This window comes from Pseudomonas entomophila (assembly GCF_013523165.1).
In the GTDB taxonomy this organism is placed as follows: Bacteria; Pseudomonadota; Gammaproteobacteria; order Pseudomonadales; family Pseudomonadaceae; genus Aquipseudomonas; species Aquipseudomonas entomophila_A.
In genome coordinates this window covers 55,525-74,239 of sequence record NZ_JAAMQI010000016.1, presented here as the reverse complement: position 1 = coordinate 74,239, position 18,715 = coordinate 55,525, and the positions used below count along the sequence as shown (strand labels likewise).

The window sequence follows — 18,715 nt, the reverse complement described above, 5'->3', positions numbered from 1 at the left end:
TCACGCCACCGCGCGCGGTGGATAGACCCGGGTAGGGACCAGAGGAATGAGACCGATCAAGGCCACGGCGATTCCTGCCACGACCAGATAGAGGTCGGCCGAGGTCAGCACCGCGGCCTGTTCGTGAATGCGCTGGGCCAGGCCGGCGGCGCGGTCGTCGATCAGCGGTGCATTGCCGAGGCTGTCGACCAGGTGGTTGGAATGAAAATGCCGACGCAGCGTCCCCAGCGCCTCGAGCAGGCCACCGGCGACCACCGCCGACAGGCCCTTGACCGTGTTGAACCAGGCCGAGGCGAACGGCCCTTCCTGCGGGGTCATGCCGTTGGTCGACATCATCAGCAACGGCAGCACCGACATCGGCTGGCCGAACACCTGAAGCAGGTAGAACCCGTAGAAGTCGTCGCGGATCCATTGCGAGGTCAGCAGATGGCTGCCGAAGCAGGACAGCGCCATCAGGCCCAGGCCCGTGGCCAGCACCCAGCGGCAGTCGACCGCACGGATGTTGCACAAGGCGGCGGTCAAGGGCAGTGCGACCAGCTGAGGCAGGGCCACCAGCAGCATCAACGGGCTGACCTGGGCAGGCCGGTAGCCCTGCAACTGCGCCAGGTACGCCGACGGCAGGCTGCCGCTGCCCGACAGCACGATCAGCACACCGGCCAGGGTCACCAGGGCGAAACTCAGGTTGCGGCGGGCCAACAGGCGCAGCTGGAAGAACGGCAGGGGTTCGGACCACTCGTTATAGAGGAACAGCACCAGCAACAGCACGCCGCCGCCCAATAACCCGGTGATCAATGGCGAGTCGAACCAGCCCCAGCGATCCCCCAGGCTCAGGCCCAGGACCAGGCAGCTGATCGCCGGCAGCCCCAGGACCACACCGCGCCAGTCGAACTGGGCGAAGCGCTCCAGGCGCAGCGGGTCCTGGGGCAAGCCCCAGCCCACGCAGGCCATCGCCAGCAGAGAGGGCACGATGATCTGCCAGAACGACCATTGCCAGCCGACGTACTCGGTCCACAACCCGGCCAGCGGGGTGCCCAGGTTGGGCCCGAAGGTGGCAGTCAGGGCATAGCAAGCCAACCCATAGATCTTGATGCCGGGCGGCAAGAAGCGCAGCGCCACGCTCATCAGCATCGGCGGCAAGGCGCCGGACGCCAGCCCTTGCAGCACCCGAAGCAGCATCAGGCTGTGCAGGTTCGGGGCATAGGGCTGGGCCAGGCCCAGCACCGCGAACAGGCCGATCGCCGTCAAGGTGAACCGGCGCAACGAGAAGGTCGTCGCCAGCCAGGGCGAGAAGGCCATGGCCGACACCGAGGCGGCCGAGTACACCGCCAGCAACCAGGCGCCTTCATCGGCGCCGATGCCCATGGCACCGCGGATGTCGGCCAGGGACAGCTTGATCACGCTTTCGTTGAGACCCGCGCACAGCACGGCCAGCAGTACGCCGAACAGCCCGGTGACCACCCGTGGGCCGAAGGTCGTGTGCGCAGGCGCAGCAGCCGGCGGTGCGACAGGCGCGGTGGAAGACAGGGACAGCGACGCCATGGAGCAGACATCTCCAGCAACAAATTAGGGAAGCTGGGCATTCTAGGAGAGCGGCGGGCTGAGGAAAACTGACTTGTCGGCAGGTTTAGAATGCGTCTGACGCACGAATCAGGCAGTTGGCGCGTGCTGTTGCCGCACGCCCGCTGAGCCTATGGGCCGGGTGGGTTTTCGGCTGTGGGCGCCTCAACGCTCAGGGTCGGCGCTGCAGCAACGCTTCAGAAGCTGCCGCAACCAGCGGTGCGCCGGATCATGGTGAAAGCGCGGGTGCCAGGCCTGCATCACCGTGACCCGCTCCATCGACAGCGGGATCTCGAACGAGCGCAACGGCAGGTCGAGCTTGGCCACGCTGTTGAGGATGTTGGCCGGCATCGGCAGGAGCAGGTCCGAGTCGGGCAGCGAGAACATCGCCGAATGAAAGCTGGGCGTGATCAAGGCGACCCGGCGCTGCGCCTTGAAGTTGGCCAGCTCCACGTCGATCGGCCCATTGGCACGCCCACGCCGGGACACGCTGATCTGCGGGTAGGCGGCGAAGCGTTCGGGCGTGATCGGCGCCTCGAAGATCGGGTGATCACGCCGGGCCAGGCCGATGTAGCGGGTATGGAACAGGCTCTGGACCTTGATCTCGGGCCCCAGGTCGATGCTCGAGCTGATCAGCAGGTCGGTGCGCCCGTCACGCAGCACGGCATCGTCGTCGCCGCCGGTCTCCGGCACGAAGCGCAGCACCGTGCGGGGCGCCTGCTGGTGCATCATGCGCAGCAGCTGCGCACCGTACAGGGCGATGAACAGGTCGTTGGTGCGGATGTTGAAGGCACGGTCCAGGTTCGCCAGGTCGACCTCGTCGCCACTGCGAAACACCTGCCCGGCCTGCTCGACCAGGGCACTGACCTGCTCGCGCAGCGCCAGTGCCCTGGGAGTCGGTACCAGCCCTCGCCCCGCGCGGACCAGAATAGGGTCGCCCAACGCCTCGCGAATCCGCCCCAGGGTCCGGCTCATGGCCGCCGGGCTCAGGTTCATGCGCTGCGCTGCGCCCACCACGCTGCCTTCATCGAGCAAGGCATCGAGGGCGACCAGCAGGTTCATGTCCGGGAGTTGCATGCGTGGTGTCCGTGGCAGGTGGGGCACGAAGCTTACCAGTTGCGCGGATTGCGCCGAACGCAATCGGTGAGTGCGGCAGCGGGCATTTCCCGCGTGGGGCCGGGGTGTTACACCTGTTGGCCCTGATTCCGGCAGGCCTTCGACGAGGGATCGTCCGCAACGCGGCGCCTGCCATCACCACCGCCCAGGAGCCCCTGCCATGCCCCGCACCGTCCTGATCGCCATCGACGCCTCCGTCGCCTCCCATGCCCTGCTGGACCTGGCCGAGCGCTACTGCACCCCGCAGGCCCATGCCGTGCACGTGGTGCTGGCGATCGATGCGACGTTCGCCGTGCACGGGCGCCCGGCCGTCTTCACCGAACAGGAACTGGACGACTTTCCCGCGGCCTGCGACGAGCAGCGCCAGGCCGACCAAGCCATGGCCGGGGCGCTGCGGCGCCTGCGCGAGGCCGGGTTCGCCTGCACCGGCGCCCTGCTCGCCCAGACGCCGGTGGAGGCGATCGTGACCCAGGCGGCCACGCTGGACTGCGAGCTGATCATCATGGGCCACCGGCACCTGTCACGCCTGGGCCGGCTGCTCGACCCATCGATCAGCGCCAAGGTGATCGACCAGGTGAGCGTGCCGGTGCTGGTAGGCGTCGCCTGAACCTCAGAAGCCCTCCTCGGGCCACTGCGCACGACCGGGACTAACCCTGTGACGGCCGTACCACCACCGTACAGGTCATCCCCGCCGCCAGCAGGAACCCGTCCGGCACCTGGTCCAGGTGAATCCGTACCGGCACCCGCTGGGCCAGGCGCACCCAGTTGAAGGTCGGGTTGACATCAGCGACCAGCTCGCGGCTCTGGGGGTTGTCACGGTCGTAGATGCCGCGGGCGATGCTCTCGACATGGCCCTGCAACTGCTCGCCGCTCATCATCTGCAGGTCGGCCGGGTCACCCACCCGCACGTGCGGCAGCTTGGTTTCCTCGAAGAAGCCGTACACCCAGAACGAGTGCTCGTCGACCACGGCCATGACCGCCTCGCCGGTGCGCGCATAGTCGCCCCGGTGCACGTTGAGGTTGGTGACGTAACCGTCGACGGTGGCGACGATCCGCGTGCGCTCCAGGTTCAGCTCGGCGGCGGCCAGGGCGGCCTGTGCGCGCTGGTAGTCGGCCTGGGCGGCCAGGGCGACGCTGTCGGCGTCGTCGCGGTTCTCGCGGGAGATCACCAGGTTGTCCAGGTCGGCGCGGCGGCGGGCGTTGTCCTTGCGCATCGCCCAGGTCGCCTTGCGCGACGCGACCAGTGCCTGGGCCTGCTGCACGGCCAGGCGGTAGTGCGCCGGGTCGATCTGCATCAGCAGGTCGCCCTTGCTGACCCGCTGGTTGTCGCGGACCGCCACGTCCACCACGTAGCCGGGCACGTCGGCGGCGACGTTGATGATGTCGGCACGTACGCGGCCGTCGCGGGTCCAGGGCGTGGTCATGTAGTGCAGCCACAGCTGGCGGCCGATGACCACGGCAGCGGTCAGCACCAGCAGGGTGGCGAACAGGCTGAAGAACTTTTTCATCGCGGATTTCTCACCAGTAGACCCACAGCGCCAGGGCGCCGAACAGACAGACGAACAGGCTCAGGCGCAACAGCGCCGGGTGCCAGAAGAAGCGGTAGCCGTCATGGCGGGCGATGCAGCGATCCAGCCCCCAGGCCAGGCCTGCGGCGAACAGGAACATCAAGGTCATGGTGGGCAGGTAGACACCATGGAAGGCGATCTCACGGGGCATGGTGCAGTCCTTGTGCCGGCATCAGCGGCGAACGGGGGTCGAGCAGCGAGCTGCGGATGAAGTGCAGGTAACTCTGCACCCGGCGCAGCACCGAGGTGTCGAAATGCCGGGCGAAGGGCTCATCGGCGGCCTGGACGCTGGCAATCGCCTGGTCGACCGCCCACAGCGCGCGTTCGTGGTTGCCGGGGTTCGGTTGCAGGAACAGCCGCGCCAGCGCGCGGCCCATCACCCGGATCGCCTGGCGCCAGGGTTGCCATTCGGCGTAGGCCGGGTGCACGGGCACGTTCGCCTGCTCCTTGCGCAGCTCGATGATCGCGTGACCGATCTCCAGCACCGCGAACATCCAGCGCAGCAGCTCGCCTTGCACCTTGGGCTGGCCGGCCGCCAGCCCATAGGCCTGGTGCAGCAGGTCGCGGGTGCGGCTGTCGAAGGCCGAGCCCAGGCCGCGCAGACGGCCGCTGATCGCCCACAGCACCTGCTCGCGCAGCTCGCGTTGCAGGCGCGTCCACAGCCAGCGACTGTTGGGCGGCAGGATGATCGCGCCGGCCGCCGCGCAGACCAGCATGCCCAGGAGCATGCCGAGGTAGTCATTGATGAAGCTGTACGGGTCGTACACCGTCAGGTTGTTGGGCACGCTGCCGATGGCGAAGAACACCAGCAGGCCGACCCCATAACCGGCATAGGCCGGGCGCGAGGCGAGAAAGGCGCCGAGCGCGAACACCGGTGCCAGCACCAGGCACAGCAAGGCGAAGCCATCGATCCACGGGAACACGAAGAAGGTCTCGAAAAACCCCACCAGCGCCCCGAGCAGGGTGCCGCAGGCCATCTGGAACGACAGCCGTCGCGGGTTGGGCGAGGCGGCCGAGAGGCCGGCGGTGACCGTGGCGATCAGGGTCATCATCGCCCCGCTCGGCCAGTCGCTGAGCAGCCAGTAGCTGCCCAGCAGCAACAGCACCGCCGCACCGCGCACACCGGCGGCCAGCGAGACCAGCCAGCTGGTCTGGGCCACGTAGGGCTCGTCCCAGCGCTCGCGCTCGTGGGTATGGGCGGCCAGCGACGCATGGGTCTGGGCATAGCTGTAGAGGTCGTCGATGAAACGGTACAACAGCTCGAAGGCGGTATGGAAGTCGAGCAGCTCCGCCTCGCTCGGCGCCCGCTCCAGGAAGGCGGCGCGCAGGGCGCGGACCTGCCCTTGCAGGCCGTCCTTGTAGGCCGCCAGCTCCAGGGTCAGGCGCACGGCATCGGCGTCGGTCAGGGCACGCCCGGCATACGGCCAAAGCAGCTCGCTCAGGGTGTCCAGGCCCGGCGCGAGCGCATCGACGATCTGCGACGGCCCGCGCAGGCGCAGGCGCTCAAGCAACTGATGCAGGGCGTTGAAGCGCGTGCCGATGGCCATGAACTCGCTGTTCATGCGCATCAGGCGACCGCTGCGCCGGCGCATGTGCGGGTCTTCGAAGGCGGTGACGTTGCGCAGGCTTTCCAGGCCCACGGCTTCGGCGATGAAGCGCACGCTGTCCTGCTCGAAACGCTCGCGCGACCCCGTGCCCCGCAGGGCCTCGACGACGAAGCCGGCGAACGCGCCGAAGCGCTGGTACAGGGCGTTGCGCATGGCCGCGCTGGCCGACTGCGGCAGGATCGCGGCGCTGACCAGGGTCGAGACCAGGATCCCCAGGCAGATCTCCAGCACGCGCCAGATGGCGGCCATGAACGCCGCCTGCGGGTGCTCCAGCACCGGCAGGCCGATCATCGCGGCGGTGTAGCCGGCCAGCACGAAGCCGTAGGCGCGAAAGGTGCGGTAGCGCATCGCCCCGGCCGAGCACAGCCCGACCCACAGCGCCAGGCTAGGCAGGAACAGCTCGGTGTTCTGCGGGAACCAGGCGATCAGGGTGACCATCATCGCCGAACCGGCCAGGGTGCCGAGGATGCGGTAGAAACTCTTGGCCAGCACGTGGCCGCTCTGGGGCTGCATGACGATGAACACGGTGATCATCGCGGTGCGCGGCTGGGGCAGCTCCAGGCGCATGGCCAGCCAGAGCGTCAGGAAGGCCGCGACCAGCACCTTGACGATGTAGACCCAGGTCACCCCATCGGTGCGTGCCCAGGCGAAGAACCCGCGCCGCCACTCCAGGGTGCCCAGCCAGCGAATCGGCGAACGGGCAAGGCTCATCGGGCGGCCGCCCGGCGCTCGAAGACGGCCAGCGCGGGCGGCACGGGCGGTATGGCCTGCTGCTGAGCACCAGGCACGTCGCGCCCGGCCTGCACGCCACCGCCCAGGGCGGTCACCAGCTCGGCCTGCGCCACCAGGCGCGCCGCCTGCACCTGCCGTTCGATCTGCTGCTGGCGGAACAGCAGCGTCTGGGCATTGAGCACTTCCAGGTAGCCGGTCAGGCCGCGCTCGAAGGCCAGCGTGGCAATGTCGAAGGTCTTGCGGGCAGTGGCGACCGATTCGGCGGCCAGGCGCGCCTGCACGTCCAGCGAGTGACGGCGGATCAACTGGTCCGATACCTGGCGGAGCGCGTTCACCAAGGTCTGGTCGTACTGGGCGACGGCCTCGTCGTACCCTGCTGCGGCCACGCCCAGGCGCGCGCGCAGGCGTCCACCGTCGAACACCGGCAGGCTGAGGGCGGGGCCGACGCTGTAGTTGAACTTGCGTCCCTGCAGGAAGGACAGCGCGCCGCCGCCCGTGGCGACGAAGCCCAGGCCGGCGACCAGGTCGACGTTGGGCAGGAAGTCGGCCTGGGCGACATCCAGGCCACGCGCCTGGGCAGCCACCTGCCAGCGACGGGCGACCACGTCAGGACGCTGCCCCAGTAGTTGCGCAGGCAGCGCCGAGGGCAAGCCGATCGGCGCTCCCAGGTTCAGGTGCGGTCGGGTGAGGCTGGCCCCTGCACCCGGCCCCTGACCGGCCAGCGCAGCCAGCTGGTTGCGTGCCAGGGCGATGGCCTCGTCCAGGGCATCGAGCTGCCGATGGGTTTCCGGCAGCGGCGCCTGCGCCTGGCTCAGTTCGAATTCGGTGCCGATGCCGGCCGCCAGGCGACGCTCGGCCAGGGCGACGATCTGCTCCTGCTGGTGCAGTTCGTCGCTGACGATGTCGCGGCGGGCGAACTGCAGCGACAGGCCGATGTAGGTCTTGACCACGGTGTTCTGCAACTCGAGTTCGGCCTGGCGGGCCTCGGCCACGCGCACATGGGCCTGGTCCAGGGCCTGCTCGCTGGCGTTGCGCTCACGGCCCCACAGGTCCAGGGCATAGCTCAGCCCGAGGTTGGCCTGGTTGTCCCAGGTGTCGGCGCCCGAGAGCGCACCAGGGCCGTAGAACTGATCCTCCGGCCAGGCATGCCGCTTGAGCGTGCTCTGGGCGGTGCCTTGCAGGTGCTCGTCGGCTTCGACCACACCGGCCAGCGCCTTGGCTTCGCGCACGCGGGCAGCGGCCAGCGCCAGGCTCGGGCTGCCGGCCAGTGCCAGCGTCACCCAGTGATCGAGTTGCGTGTCGCCGAACGCGCGCCACCACTGCTGGGCGGGCCAGCCGGCCTCGCGCACCGCCTCGCGGATGGCCGCATCGGTATCCAGGGTCTCGGCCGTTGGGGCCTTGCTCCGGGGCGCGATGCCTGCGGTGGAGAGACAGCCCGTCAGGGTCAAGGCAAGAACACAGACGCTGAGCGCAGGGAGCGCTCCGATGAGGCGACGCGGCACGACGGCGGTTTCCGAGCAGGGAAGAGGGGCGGCGCAATTCTAGGAGGCCGGCGCACTGGCGATAAGCAGGGATTCCTGCGAATCTTTATTACCGAAAACGCGATAATCAGGCTTTCGTCTGACGGCCGGCGCTGGCTTGTTCGTGTCACAATCCGTCGTCTACTTCGAGAGCGACCCATGGACACCCTGCAAAACATGCGTGCCTTCAGCTGCGTGGCCCAGGTGGGCAGTTTCACCGCCGCTGCCGCGCAACTGGACACCACCACCGCCAACGTCTCCCGCGCGGTTTCCAACCTGGAAGCGCACCTGCAGACACGCCTGCTCAACCGCACCACCCGGCGCATCGCGTTGACCGAGGCGGGCAAGCGCTACCTGATGCGCTGCGAACAGATCCTCACCTACGTCGAGGAAGCCGAGGCCGAGGCCAGCGACGCCCATGCCCGCCCGGCTGGCGTGCTCAAGGTGCATTCGATGACCGGCGTCGGCCAGCACTTCGTGGTCGACGCCATCGCGCGCTACCGCGAGACGCACCCGGACGTCACCTTCGACCTGACCATGGCCAACCGCGTCCCGGACCTGCTCGACGAAGGCTACGACGTGTCCATCGTACTGGCCAGCGAGCTGCCCGATTCGGGCTTCGTGTCGCAGCGGCTGGGCATCACCTACAGCATCGTCTGCGCCTCGCCGGACTACGTCGCGCGCCACGGTGTGGCACAGCGCCCGGCGGACCTGAGCCAGCACGCCTGCCTGCGCATGGTCAGCCCGGTGATCCCGCTGGAGAAATGGAGCTTCGACGGGCCGCAAGGGCAGGAAGTGGCGACCATTGCCCAGTCCCCCTTCCAGGTCAATTCCGCCGACGCCATGAAGGCGGCGATCCGCAGCGGCATGGGCGTGGGCGTGCTGCCGATCTATTCGGCCATCGACGGCCTGCGCGATGGCAGCCTGGTGCGGGTGATGCCGGCATACCGGCTGCAGGAGCTGAACCTGTATGCGATCTATCCGTCGCGGCAGTACCTGGATGCCAAGATCAAGACCTGGGTGGAATACCTGCGCAACTCCCTGCCCGAGATCCTCGCGGCGCACGAGGCGGACCTCAAGACCCACGAGCTGCTGATCGCGAACTGAAAAGAGGGCTGTCTGCCCCGGGACGGGAATGGTAGGTTGCTATCGAGTAATGCGCAGCACCCGCAGTCGGTCCTGAGCCGAAGGGACCGTCTGCGAAGGCGGTCTGCCGCCCATCGTGCGTTCAGCGAACCGCGACACGCGCCCTGGCGCGCCAACCACACCGCATCTCGCCCCTTCCACCCTCTTGCAGAAAGGTTGTCCGATGAAAAAAACCGTCCTGGCCTTCAGCCGTATCACGCCCGCCATGGCCGAGCGCCTGCGGCACGACTTCGACGTGATCCTGCCTGACCCCAAGCAAGGCGACCTCAACGCCCAGTTCAACGAAGCGCTGCCCCAGGCCCACGGCCTGATCGGCGTGGGCCGCAAGCTCGGGCGGGCGCAGCTCGAAGGCGCGGGCAAGCTGGAAGTGGTGTCGAGCGTCTCGGTCGGCTACGACAATTACGACCTGGACTACTTCAACGAACGCGGCATCGCGCTCACCAACACCCCTGATGTGTTGACCGAAAGCACCGCCGACCTGGGCTTCGCGCTGATCATCGGCAGCGCCCGACGTGTCGCCGAGCTGGACGCCTGGACCAAGGCCGGCCGCTGGCAGGCCAGCGTCACGCCGAACCTGTTCGGCAGCGACGTGCATGGCAAGACCCTGGGCATCGTCGGCCTGGGCAACATTGGCGCGGCCATCGCCCGCCGTGGGCACCTGGGCTTCGGCATGCGCGTGCTGTACACCGGCAACAGTCGCAAGCCTGCACTGGAGCAGGAACTAGGCGCCGCGTACCGCAGCCTCGATCAGTTGCTGGGCGAGTCGGACTTCGTCTGCCTGGTGGTGCCGCTGAGCGACGCGACGCGCCACCTGATCGGTGCGCGCGAACTCACGCTGATGAAGCCCAGCGCCTTCCTGATCAACATCGCTCGGGGGCCGGTGGTGGATGAAGCGGCGCTGATCGAGGCGCTGCAGTCGGGTACCATTCGGGGCGCCGGGCTGGACGTCTACGAGAAAGAGCCCCTGGCCACCTCGCCGCTGTTCGCGCTGCCCAATGCGCTGACCCTGCCCCATGTCGGTTCGGCCACCGCCGAGACCCGCGAAGCCATGGCCAACCGTGCCCTGGACAACCTGCGCGCGGCGTTGCTGGGCGAGCGGCCACGGGACCTGGTCAACCCGCAGGTCTGGAAAGGCTGAGACGCGGCCGCCAGCCAGCCAAGGCATCGCGCTAGCCTGGCTGGCGCTGCCTGCCCTGGACCTTGCGCACTACATAGCGCGGGCGGTGCTTGGTCTCCTGATAGATGCGCCCGATGTACTCGCCCAGGATGCCGATGCCGATCAGCTGAACGCCGCCCAGGAACAGAATCGCCGACATCAGCGAGGGGTAGCCAGGCACATCGGCATCGAAGACCACCGTGTCGATCAGCAGGTACAAGACGACCAGCAAGGCTACCAGCGAAACGGCGCCGCCCACGTAGGTCCACAGGCGCAGTGGTACGGTGCTGAACGAGGTGATGCCATCGAGCGCCAGGTTCCACAGCCGCCAGCCCCCGAACTTGCTGCTTCCGGCCACACGCGGGGGCCGGTCGTACTCGACGATCTCGGTACGAAAGCCGACCCAGGACAACACCCCCTTCATGAACAACTGCTGCTCGGGCAATTGCCGGATGGCCGTCACCACTTTGCGGTCGAGCAGACGGAAGTCGCCGACGTTTTCCTCGATGTGGGTCGAGGCGATACGGTTGTGCAGTCGGTAGTACATCCGTGCACTCCAGCGCTTGAGCCGTGTATCGGCACTGCGACTGCGCCGCTTGGCCAGCACCACGTCGGCGCCTTGCTGCCAGCGCTCCACCAGTTGGGCGATGACCTCGATCGGGTCCTGCAAGTCGACGTCGATCGGCACCATGGCCTCACCGCCTGCGTACTCGAGGCCCGCGAACAGAGCGGACTCCTTGCCGAAGTTGCGCGAGAAGTTGATCACCGTGACCCATTCGTCACGCTCGGCCAGGCGCGTACAGATCGCCTCGGTGTCGTCGCTGCTGCCGTCGTTGACGAACAGGATCTCGACCGTCATCGCCTGTAGCGTCGGCGCCTCGCGCACGGCCCGGTAAAAGCGCTCCACCGTGGCCTGCTCGTTGAACACCGGCACGATCAGGGAAATGTTCATCGCACGCTCCTTCTGAACACCACGGTGTTCGCATAGCCATACCCTGCGACCAGGCTGATGGCGGAAAAGACCAAGATCGTGAGCCACGGCGACCACGTCAGCTGGTCGGCGACCCACCCGGTCGCCAGACTCAACGCCCCCATGCCAGCCAGGAACAGCACATAGCGTTCAGGTCCGGGGGCGTTCGCGAAGGTGAAATGCGCATTGATCCAATACGACAGACTGGCTGCGAAGCCGAACGCCAGCGCATTGCTCGGTGCCTGAGGCCAGCCCAAGGCCTGGTGCAGTGCGAAGAACACCAGCCCGTGCGTGGTCGTGTTGCCCACGCCTACCAGCGCATAGCGCGCGAACCGTCGACGGCTCACCCGCGCGAGCCTTCTGGGTCGCGGGGCGCTTTCATCAAAACGTAGCCCACATCACCCACGCGGTGGATGGCATAGAACAGGGTGTCCACCTGTGGCTCAGGGCTTCGCTGGAGCACCTGTGCCCTGTCAAGTCCCGGCGCGCAGTTGAACGCGTCCACGCCCAGCCTGGGCAGCATTTCCGGCAGGACCAAGAAGTCGATGTTCAGCACGTAGCGCAAGGCAGGCATCGCGGCATAGGAGCCCCTGGCGGCTGGCAACCACTGACCGTTGGGCGCACTCATCAGGTGATAGCACGCCAACCCGGCAAGGCCGGGCTGGGATGTCATGTCCTTGGCCAGGCTGAAGGCAACGGCCTGCTGCAGCTCTTTCTGCATGACCATGACCCGACCGTGGGCGAACGCGAACGTGAGCATGGCCAGCAGCGGCACGGCCAGGCTCCAGCCAAGGCAGGGGTGCACCCGCACCAGCACGCGATGGGCGAGCCAGGCGACCAGCAGCATCAGCACACCGAAGGCCATCAGCGTACGCGCGCCATCGTTGAAGACCGCGAACCCCAGCGTGAAGCCAGGCACCAGCAGCACAAGGAGCGGCAGGGGAACGATCAACACAGCAAGCAGCCCGAATCGGTGCGCCCCAGGCGTTCGTTGCCGAAGCACATGGACGACCGCGATCGTCAGGCTGGCCAGCGCCAATACCGACAACAGGCCGATGAACCACAGCGTACCGGGTGTCACCAGCAGCGCGATGCGCTCATAGATCCATACCAGCCGTTGCAGCATCGTCGCCCACCACTGGCTGTCCAGCGGCACCCTCGTCTGACGCACAGGGCCCATGGCCTGGTAGGCGGTGACGTAGTAGACCAGGCATCCACCCCCCAACTGTGACAGACGGCCCAGAACCTGGCGCAACACCGCCTCGAACCTGGCCCCCTCCACGACACGGCGCACCCCTTCGACGCAGCACAGCGCGGCGAACACGTTCAGGCTGATCTGGTAGAAGCTGCAGGCGATGGCTACCCACAGGGCACCGGCCAGGGCATCACGCCATCGGTAGACCGGCGTGACGATGCCCATCGTGCAGGCCGCCAGTGCCAGTGCCATTCCAGCGCCGTCGTATTGATAGGACAGGTTTTGCAGAAACAGCGGGTTGTACCAGAGTGGCAACACCACCAGCACATGACTGGCGGTCGGCGCCTCGAAGTAATGCCAGACCAGGCGTGCCAGGGCCAGGGCGGCGAGCATGGCGGCCAGCAGCAAGGGCAAGGGGAACAGATTGGGGGCAGTGCCGCTGAACGACAATCCGGCGTACAGCCACTGCATCAGCACCCGGCCTTCGACCGCCCAGGCGCTACCCGCCTCCAGCGAGCGCCAACTGTCATCGATGTAGAAATGATCAGCCAGCAGCAGGGGAAGCAGGTGAATGGCCAGCGCGATCAGACAGCACACTTGAGTTTCGCGGTAGCTCAGCGGTCTTTTCCAGAAACTGGAACGCGGCATGGCCGGTCTCGAAGAGGGCTGTCTGCACTCAGTGTAGTGTCTATCTCGAGCCTGTCGACCGCGCGAGCGACGTGGTGCCGGTCAGGCCTGGACAGCGGACCTTGGGCGTGCGGAACACCCACACGTTGCCGGCCATCACCAGCGCCAGCCCCGCCAGGCTGACCGCCGCCCACTGATAGCCCTCGACCAGGGCGGACACGTTGAGCGCCACCAGCGGGAACAGCACGGTGCAATACGCGGCCCGCTCAGGCCCCAGGCGCCCGACCAGGGTCAGGTACGCGGTGAACCCGATCACCGATCCGGGGATGACCAGGTACGCCAGGGCGCCCAGGTAGCGTGCGCTCCAGTCGATGCCGAACGGCACCTGCGCCACCGCGCAGTACAGCGCCAGCGCCAGGGCACCGTAGAGCATGCCCCAGGCGTTGGTGGTCATCGGCTTGAGCCCGGCGCGCTGCTGCACGCTGGAGAGCAGGTTGCCCGCGGAAAAGCACAAGGTCCCCGCCAGCGCCAGGCCGACGCCGAGCAGCGTGTGCTCACCGACGCGGTGGTGGCTCAGTTCCGGCCAGAACAGCAGGCCCAACCCCAGCAGGCCCAGCACGCCGCCACCGATCACGTTGGTCGCGATCGTGCGTTTGAAGAACAGGCGTGCGCTCAGGGCATTCCACAGGGTGGCGGTGGAGAACACCACGGCGATCAGACCGCTGGCGATCCACTGGCTGGCGTTGAGAAAGCACAGGAAGTTGACGCAGAACAGGCACAGGCCCTGGGCCAGGCAGATCAGGTGCGCGCGCCGGTCCATGCGTTGAAGGCGGCCACTGAGCACCAGCAAGGCGAACAGGATCAGCGCGGCCAGGGCGAAGCGATAGACGATCGAGACCGGAATGGGCACCACGCCGAGCTGCCACTTCAAGGCGATCCAGGTGGTGCCCCAGATCAGGACGGTGAGGACGTACAACGAGAGGTTCATGGGGCGGCACTCCTGGGTTCAGGCCGACAGTGTCGACCGGCGACCCAGGACGCGCTTGCACAAACTTGCGGTTTTGCGCAGCACCCTGCTGCCCTACCTCGCCTCTCGCAGTACGATGGCCACAGAGGAAGCGCCCATGACCCCACTGAACCAGCTAGACGTCTTCAACAGCATGCAGGCCTCGCCCAACGCGCGCCTGGAACTGAGCGCGACCCTGGACACCGGCATGGCGGCCGCAGTGTGGTGCAACCGCGACGATGCCCGCGACTACCAGGCGCCGACCCACCATACCTTGTCGTGCTACATCGCCGATGGCACCGGCACCTTCCGGCGCCAACAGCCTGGTGCCAAGGGCGCGCCGAACAAGCTGTGCGTGATGCCGGCCGGGCATGAATCCAACTGGGTGGTCAACGGCGCGATCCGGCTGGCGCACCTGTACGTCAGCGAGGAGCAGTTCGCCCTGGGCTGCGTGCGCCTGCTCGACCGTGAGCCTCGAGAGCTGCAACTGCACGAGGCGACCTTTCTCGACGACCCCCACCAGGCGGCGCGTTTCCGTCGTCTGATCGCCCTGGACTGGCAGGAGCCTGGCGAACGGCTGCTGGCCAGCAGCCTGGGGCAGACGATCATCGACCATGCCTTGCTCGGACAGGTCGGTCTGCGCCAGGGCTTGCGCCTGAAAGGAGGACTGGCGCCGCATCAGCGTCGCCACCTGGTGGACTACATCGAAGCGCACCTGGACCGGCCGCTCACGCTGGACGAGCTGGCGCTGCGCTGCAACCTGTCCAGCTATCACTTCGCTCGCATGTTCCGGGTCAGCTTCACCCTGCCGCCCCATCGCTACGTGCTGCTTCGCCGCCTGGCCCATGGCTGCCGCTGGCTACGCGACAGCGACCTGCCGCTGGGCCAGGTGGCGTTGCAGTGCGGGTTCGCCAGCGCCAGCCACTTCAGCAACCGGTTCCGTGCCGCCTTGGGAGCCACACCGGGCGAGTACCGCGCCGCGTTTCGAGGCTCAGGTCGGCCATAGCGCCAGGACCGGCCCCAGCACCAGGCTGACCGCCGCCAGGCCCAGCACGATCCGCGGCTGATACGGCAGGCCGAAGACCCAGACGAGCAGCCCCGCCATGGACACGGCCACCCACTGCACCAGGCCATGCCCCCAGCCCTGCCCCTGCACGGCGAGCAGCAGCGACACGAGCAGCAACCCCCAGCCTGCGACCCGCACCAGGCGTGACTGTGCCCGACTCAGCTTGCGCTTGAGCAGATCGTTGGCGTGCTTGTCCATCGCCAGGCACAGGGCGGCGAGCCCGGCGAACGCCAGCATGGCCACGCCGAGCATCAGCTGGCCTCCACGTCGGCCATGCCCTCACGGGCGGCCTTGACCGTCCGGGGGGCACGCTTGATCACCACGGCGGGTGCGGTGAGCATGCGCCGTGCGGTCCAGGCCAGGAGCAGCCCGGTGGCCAGGGCGGTCAGGTCGAAGCCGGCCATGGCCCAATCACCGACGGCCAGGGAATGGTTCAGGCCTTGGCCGGTGGTCAGGCCGTTGAGCAGCGGCAGGCCGGCGAAGGCCAGCGCACCCAGCGTCAGTTGCTCGCCCCAGGCCCGACGCCCCGGGCGCAGCGCAGCGTGGACCAACGCCGCGGCCCAGACCATGAAGAAGGCGTCGACCTCTGCACCGGCGCGCCCTTCGAGCGCCACCGGCAACAGGCGATTGGCCCAGAAGAACGCCGCCACACCCAGCAGCAGGCCGCTCATGCTGGCGATGTTGAGCACTTCCACCAGGCGCAGCTCACCGGGCAGGTGGGGCTGCTTGGCATGCTTGAGCTGCCGCTTGCCCAGCCACATCACCAGGCCGGTCCCGATCACCGCCGTGCCCGCCATACCGAAGATGGCGTACAACCAGCGCAGCCAAGGGCCAGCGTAGTTGCCCATGTGCAGGCCGACGAACGTGAAGGAGGTCAGCATGGCCACGCTTTCCGGTGCGCCCTGCGACAGCGTCGCGCCACTGACGCCGTCGAACGTCCATGTCTCGCTGCGCTTGTACGCCACCTGGTCGGCGGCCGAGCGGGTGAAGCTCACGCGGGCCGCCTGGTCGTTGGGGTTCTGCACCTGGATGAAGCCCATGCGCGCGCCTGGCACCTGCGCCTGCACCTTGGCGTACAGGCCGGGCAACGCGGTCAGGGGCGCCGCGATGCCCGCGGCGGGCACGTCCTGGTCACGCCCGAACAGGTCGGCGAAGTAACCGTCGGGGCTGCCGTAGCTGGCGAGGATGCCGGCCGGCATGATCAGGTACATGAAGATCACCAGGCTGCTGTAGCTGATCATCAGGTGGAACGGCAGCACGAGCACCCCGAGGGCGTTGTGGCCATCCAGCCAGGAGCGCTGGCCCTTGCCTGGGCGGAAGGTGAAGAATTCCTTGAAGAACTTCTTGTGGATGATGATCCCGGTCACCAGCCCCAGGAGCATGATGAAGGCGCAGAAGGTCGACAGCCAGCGCCCCCAGGGATGGGGCATTTCCAGCTGGAAGTGGAACCGGTAGAAGAAGTCCCCGCCTCGGCTTTCGCGGGCCTCCACGACCTCTCCACTGCGTGCGTCGAGTTCCTTGCCCGAGAAGCCTCGGCGGCCGACCGCGTCCTTGTCGCGCCAGTTGACGCTGATGGCCGGCTCGCGCTCGCTGGGCAGACGGATGAACCAGCTGCTGGCATCGGCGGCATTGGCCTGCAGGTAGCGCTGGGCCAGCGCCAGGCTGGCGGCGGGGTCGAGTGCATGGCGCTGGATCTCCGGCTTGCTCCAGTGGCTGATCTCTTCCTTGAAGTACGAAAGCGTCCCGGTCAGAAAGATCGCAAACAGCAGCCAGCCGAAGATCAGGCCGAGCCAGGTGTGCAACCAGGCCATCGCCTGGCGGAAGCCCTCTTTCATGGATGGGCCACTCCGTAGACCAGGCCATTGACTGCCCCCAGCACCAGGCTCGGCGCCAGCACACCGAGCCAGGCGCGCCAGGCGCTGCGACAGGCAAAGCACCAGAGGAAAGCCAGCACGTAGAACACGAACGACAGCATCGAGCCGATGAGCACGGCGTCGACCTGCGCGGCAGGCAGCATCAGCGCGAAGCCGACGCTGACCATCGACGCCAGCAGGTAGCCCCCGAGCAGGGCGGCCAGACAGCGCGAGACGACGGCCAGTCGGTAATCGAGCCTGAGCCTGGCGGCGTTGCTTTTCATCGCGGGTGTCCAGAGGGAAGAAATGAGGATGCAATAGTAATGAGTTGGATTCTCATATGCCAAGCGCCACGTGGCAAGCACATCAGATGAGGGGTGCCGTGAACGTCGGCTTCAAGGTGCGTCGAGAGACGAAGGCGCCGACCTGGCGGGGTGATTTTCTCTGGATAGCTGTCACGCCATACCTGCTCCAGCCTGCCAAGTTCTAACGCGATTCGCCGCCTCTCGACGGCTGGCACGGTCCTTTTGCAACAGGACATTTATCTGGCCAAGGGGGTTGATTTCCATGCACTTTTGCCCGACCTTGGAGTCAAGAGGCAATAGATCCCTTGGCCTTTTCGGCCAGGGCAAGGGCCTCTCGCGAGCCAGCTGAATAAGGATTGAACCATGCAGATCCAAGTCAACAGCAGCAATCAGATCGAAGGCGGCATCCGTCTCAACGACTGGGTGACGACCACCCTGAACAGCGCGCTCGAACGCTATGAGGAAGACCTGACCCGCATCGAGGTGCACCTGAGCGACGAAAACGGTGGCAAGTCAGGGGCCGATGACAAGCGTTGCCAGCTCGAAGCACGTCCCAAGGGCCACCAGCCGATTTCCGTGACCCACAACGCGCCCTCGCTCGAGCTGGCCATCGACGGCGCGGCCGAGAAGCTCGACCATGCGCTGGAGCACCTGTACGGCAAGCTGCGCGACAAGCGCGCGGTGCCGGAACTGATCGAAGACCCGGACTTGAACGCTCCGGACGACGCGCAAGAGCTGGAAGGCCTGCAGGATCTGCAAGCCCTGGAAGAGGCCAAGGCCTCGAAAGCTTGACCGATGCGCCGAACGCGAGGCTCCATGCCTTGCGTTCCGACCTGCGTCCTGTTCGTCCATCGAGGCGACAGGGCGCTCCCTGCCTTCGGTGGCCAGTGCCGCTGCCCTGCGTGAACCAACCTTCATCGTCGCCGGTCAATCCTTGCACGTCCTTCGTCACAGAACCGGCCCCATGAACAATCCGTTCAACCTCATCAGCGATGCCTTCGCCCCGCGTTACCGGGTCAATCTGAGCATCGAGCGGCTCGATGGCAGCATCACGTTGACCTTGTCCACCGAGCACGGCGTGGCCGCCAAGCGCCTGATCACCCCCGAGCAGCGCAACGACCCCCAGCGCCTTCGTCACCTGATCGACAGCATTCGCCTGGACCTCGAGGCCGAGCATGCTGGAGACGCCCTGCCCCTGCTGCCAGGCATGCCCTGTGATCCGCGCCCGTCTGCCTCATCCACACCCGTGACCGGCATCGCCCTCTGAGCGCCATGTCTCTCACCGGTGGTC

At 67.2% G+C, this 18,715-nt stretch carries 19 protein-coding genes; 6 read left to right on the top strand and 13 right to left on the bottom strand.

The genetic code is table 11. The features are described 5' to 3' along the window. Positions 1–1,539, bottom strand: coding sequence for an MFS transporter (locus tag G7Z99_RS14060; RefSeq protein WP_181094773.1), 1,539 nt, complete (start codon positions 1,537–1,539; stop codon positions 1–3). 183 nt (positions 1,540–1,722) lie between these two features. After that, positions 1,723–2,634, bottom strand: a complete 912-nt coding sequence (locus G7Z99_RS14055; protein ID WP_181094771.1) for a LysR family transcriptional regulator — start codon at positions 2,632–2,634, stop codon at positions 1,723–1,725. Positions 2,635–2,833: 199 nt separating this feature from the next. On the opposite strand from G7Z99_RS14055, the gene G7Z99_RS14050 reads away from it, so the two are divergent. Next, positions 2,834–3,280 (top strand): universal stress protein, encoded by a 447-nt coding sequence (locus G7Z99_RS14050; protein WP_181094769.1) that lies wholly within the window; start codon positions 2,834–2,836, stop codon positions 3,278–3,280. 40 nt (positions 3,281–3,320) lie between these two features. On the opposite strand, the gene G7Z99_RS14045 is transcribed toward G7Z99_RS14050, so the two are convergent. Genes G7Z99_RS14045 through G7Z99_RS14030 form a run of 4 tightly spaced genes read right to left on the bottom strand, consistent with a single transcriptional unit; the run spans position 3,321 to position 8,082 of the window. Then, a complete protein-coding gene (locus tag G7Z99_RS14045; RefSeq protein ID WP_181094767.1) occupies positions 3,321–4,181 on the bottom strand; it encodes an efflux RND transporter periplasmic adaptor subunit in 861 nt (286 codons plus the stop codon). 10 nt (positions 4,182–4,191) lie between these two features. Continuing rightward, positions 4,192–4,392: a DUF1656 domain-containing protein gene (locus G7Z99_RS14040; RefSeq protein WP_181094765.1), complete on the bottom strand. Its 201-nt coding sequence runs from the start codon at positions 4,390–4,392 to the stop codon at positions 4,192–4,194. After that, positions 4,382–6,559, bottom strand: coding sequence for an FUSC family protein (locus tag G7Z99_RS14035; RefSeq protein ID WP_181094763.1), 2,178 nt, complete (start codon positions 6,557–6,559; stop codon positions 4,382–4,384). Before G7Z99_RS14035 ends, G7Z99_RS14040 begins: the two co-directional genes overlap by 11 nt. Further along, positions 6,556–8,082 carry an efflux transporter outer membrane subunit gene (locus G7Z99_RS14030; RefSeq protein WP_181094761.1) on the bottom strand — a complete coding sequence of 509 codons (1,527 nt, stop codon included), beginning with the start codon at positions 8,080–8,082 and terminating at the stop codon, positions 6,556–6,558. The genes G7Z99_RS14035 and G7Z99_RS14030 overlap by 4 nt, the downstream gene beginning before the upstream one ends. A gap of 177 nt (positions 8,083–8,259) precedes the next feature. Between G7Z99_RS14030 and G7Z99_RS14025 the strand changes: the two genes are divergently transcribed. Both G7Z99_RS14025 and G7Z99_RS14020 read left to right on the top strand, forming a co-directional pair. Next, complete coding sequence (locus G7Z99_RS14025; protein WP_181094759.1) at positions 8,260–9,207, top strand: LysR family transcriptional regulator; 948 nt, start codon at positions 8,260–8,262, stop codon at positions 9,205–9,207. Between the two features lie 202 nt (positions 9,208–9,409). Beyond that, positions 9,410–10,384: a 2-hydroxyacid dehydrogenase gene (locus G7Z99_RS14020; RefSeq protein ID WP_181094757.1), complete on the top strand. Its 975-nt coding sequence runs from the start codon at positions 9,410–9,412 to the stop codon at positions 10,382–10,384. A 31-nt stretch (positions 10,385–10,415) separates the two neighbouring features. Here G7Z99_RS14020 and G7Z99_RS14015 read toward each other — a convergent pair whose 3' ends face one another. The 4 genes from G7Z99_RS14015 to G7Z99_RS14000 are packed head-to-tail and all read right to left on the bottom strand — an operon-like array spanning position 10,416 to position 14,182. After that, a complete protein-coding gene (locus tag G7Z99_RS14015; RefSeq protein ID WP_181094756.1) occupies positions 10,416–11,354 on the bottom strand; it encodes a glycosyltransferase family 2 protein in 939 nt (312 codons plus the stop codon). Then, entirely contained in the window at positions 11,351–11,719 is a 369-nt protein-coding gene (locus G7Z99_RS14010) for a GtrA family protein (RefSeq protein WP_181094754.1), read from the bottom strand. Before G7Z99_RS14010 ends, G7Z99_RS14015 begins: the two co-directional genes overlap by 4 nt. Next, complete coding sequence (locus tag G7Z99_RS14005; RefSeq protein ID WP_181094752.1) at positions 11,716–13,215, bottom strand: glucosyltransferase domain-containing protein; 1,500 nt, start codon at positions 13,213–13,215, stop codon at positions 11,716–11,718. Before G7Z99_RS14005 ends, G7Z99_RS14010 begins: the two co-directional genes overlap by 4 nt. A 40-nt stretch (positions 13,216–13,255) precedes the next feature. Next, a complete protein-coding gene (locus G7Z99_RS14000) occupies positions 13,256–14,182 on the bottom strand; it encodes a DMT family transporter (protein ID WP_181094750.1) in 927 nt (308 codons plus the stop codon). 136 nt (positions 14,183–14,318) lie between these two features. On the opposite strand from G7Z99_RS14000, the gene G7Z99_RS13995 reads away from it, so the two are divergent. Further along, positions 14,319–15,206, top strand: coding sequence for a helix-turn-helix domain-containing protein (locus G7Z99_RS13995; RefSeq protein ID WP_181094748.1), 888 nt, complete (start codon positions 14,319–14,321; stop codon positions 15,204–15,206). Here G7Z99_RS13995 and G7Z99_RS13990 read toward each other — a convergent pair. From G7Z99_RS13990 to G7Z99_RS13980, 3 genes are read right to left on the bottom strand one after another with little or no spacing between them, the layout of a single operon-like run. Continuing rightward, entirely contained in the window at positions 15,192–15,518 is a 327-nt protein-coding gene (locus G7Z99_RS13990) for a DUF3325 domain-containing protein (protein ID WP_181094746.1), read from the bottom strand. The genes G7Z99_RS13995 and G7Z99_RS13990 overlap by 15 nt on opposite strands. Continuing rightward, positions 15,518–17,101 (bottom strand): PepSY-associated TM helix domain-containing protein, encoded by a 1,584-nt coding sequence (locus G7Z99_RS13985; RefSeq protein WP_181094744.1) that lies wholly within the window; start codon positions 17,099–17,101, stop codon positions 15,518–15,520. Before G7Z99_RS13985 ends, G7Z99_RS13990 begins: the two co-directional genes overlap by 1 nt. Then, complete coding sequence (locus G7Z99_RS13980; protein ID WP_181094742.1) at positions 17,098–17,403, bottom strand: DUF3649 domain-containing protein; 306 nt, start codon at positions 17,401–17,403, stop codon at positions 17,098–17,100. The genes G7Z99_RS13985 and G7Z99_RS13980 overlap by 4 nt, the downstream gene beginning before the upstream one ends. A gap of 384 nt (positions 17,404–17,787) precedes the next feature. On the opposite strand from G7Z99_RS13980, the gene G7Z99_RS13975 reads away from it, so the two are divergent. Both G7Z99_RS13975 and G7Z99_RS13970 read left to right on the top strand, forming a co-directional pair. After that, positions 17,788–18,216 (top strand): HPF/RaiA family ribosome-associated protein, encoded by a 429-nt coding sequence (locus G7Z99_RS13975; RefSeq protein WP_181094740.1) that lies wholly within the window; start codon positions 17,788–17,790, stop codon positions 18,214–18,216. Positions 18,217–18,388: 172 nt separating this feature from the next. Beyond that, positions 18,389–18,691, top strand: a complete 303-nt coding sequence (locus G7Z99_RS13970) for a DUF3509 domain-containing protein (RefSeq protein WP_181094738.1) — start codon at positions 18,389–18,391, stop codon at positions 18,689–18,691. Positions 18,692–18,715: the final 24 nt, after the last annotated feature.

Coding starts and splice junctions, on each gene's coding strand:
- G7Z99_RS14015 (WP_181094756.1), bottom strand. CDS start 11,354: ATGAACATTTCCCTGATCGTGCCGGTGTTCAACGAGCAGGCCACGGTG.
- G7Z99_RS13980 (WP_181094742.1), bottom strand. CDS start 17,403: ATGAAAAGCAACGCCGCCAGGCTCAGGCTCGATTACCGACTGGCCGTC.
- G7Z99_RS14020 (WP_181094757.1), top strand. CDS start 9,410: ATGAAAAAAACCGTCCTGGCCTTCAGCCGTATCACGCCCGCCATGGCC.
- G7Z99_RS14005 (WP_181094752.1), bottom strand. CDS start 13,215: ATGCCGCGTTCCAGTTTCTGGAAAAGACCGCTGAGCTACCGCGAAACT.
- G7Z99_RS14055 (WP_181094771.1), bottom strand. CDS start 2,634: ATGCAACTCCCGGACATGAACCTGCTGGTCGCCCTCGATGCCTTGCTC.
- G7Z99_RS14040 (WP_181094765.1), bottom strand. CDS start 4,392: ATGCCCCGTGAGATCGCCTTCCATGGTGTCTACCTGCCCACCATGACC.
- G7Z99_RS13975 (WP_181094740.1), top strand. CDS start 17,788: ATGCAGATCCAAGTCAACAGCAGCAATCAGATCGAAGGCGGCATCCGT.
- G7Z99_RS13985 (WP_181094744.1), bottom strand. CDS start 17,101: ATGAAAGAGGGCTTCCGCCAGGCGATGGCCTGGTTGCACACCTGGCTC.
- G7Z99_RS14025 (WP_181094759.1), top strand. CDS start 8,260: ATGGACACCCTGCAAAACATGCGTGCCTTCAGCTGCGTGGCCCAGGTG.
- G7Z99_RS13990 (WP_181094746.1), bottom strand. CDS start 15,518: ATGCTCGGCGTGGCCATGCTGGCGTTCGCCGGGCTCGCCGCCCTGTGC.
- G7Z99_RS13995 (WP_181094748.1), top strand. CDS start 14,319: ATGACCCCACTGAACCAGCTAGACGTCTTCAACAGCATGCAGGCCTCG.
- G7Z99_RS14000 (WP_181094750.1), bottom strand. CDS start 14,182: ATGAACCTCTCGTTGTACGTCCTCACCGTCCTGATCTGGGGCACCACC.
- G7Z99_RS14050 (WP_181094769.1), top strand. CDS start 2,834: ATGCCCCGCACCGTCCTGATCGCCATCGACGCCTCCGTCGCCTCCCAT.
- G7Z99_RS14060 (WP_181094773.1), bottom strand. CDS start 1,539: ATGGCGTCGCTGTCCCTGTCTTCCACCGCGCCTGTCGCACCGCCGGCT.
- G7Z99_RS14035 (WP_181094763.1), bottom strand. CDS start 6,559: ATGAGCCTTGCCCGTTCGCCGATTCGCTGGCTGGGCACCCTGGAGTGG.
- G7Z99_RS13970 (WP_181094738.1), top strand. CDS start 18,389: ATGAACAATCCGTTCAACCTCATCAGCGATGCCTTCGCCCCGCGTTAC.
- G7Z99_RS14045 (WP_181094767.1), bottom strand. CDS start 4,181: ATGAAAAAGTTCTTCAGCCTGTTCGCCACCCTGCTGGTGCTGACCGCT.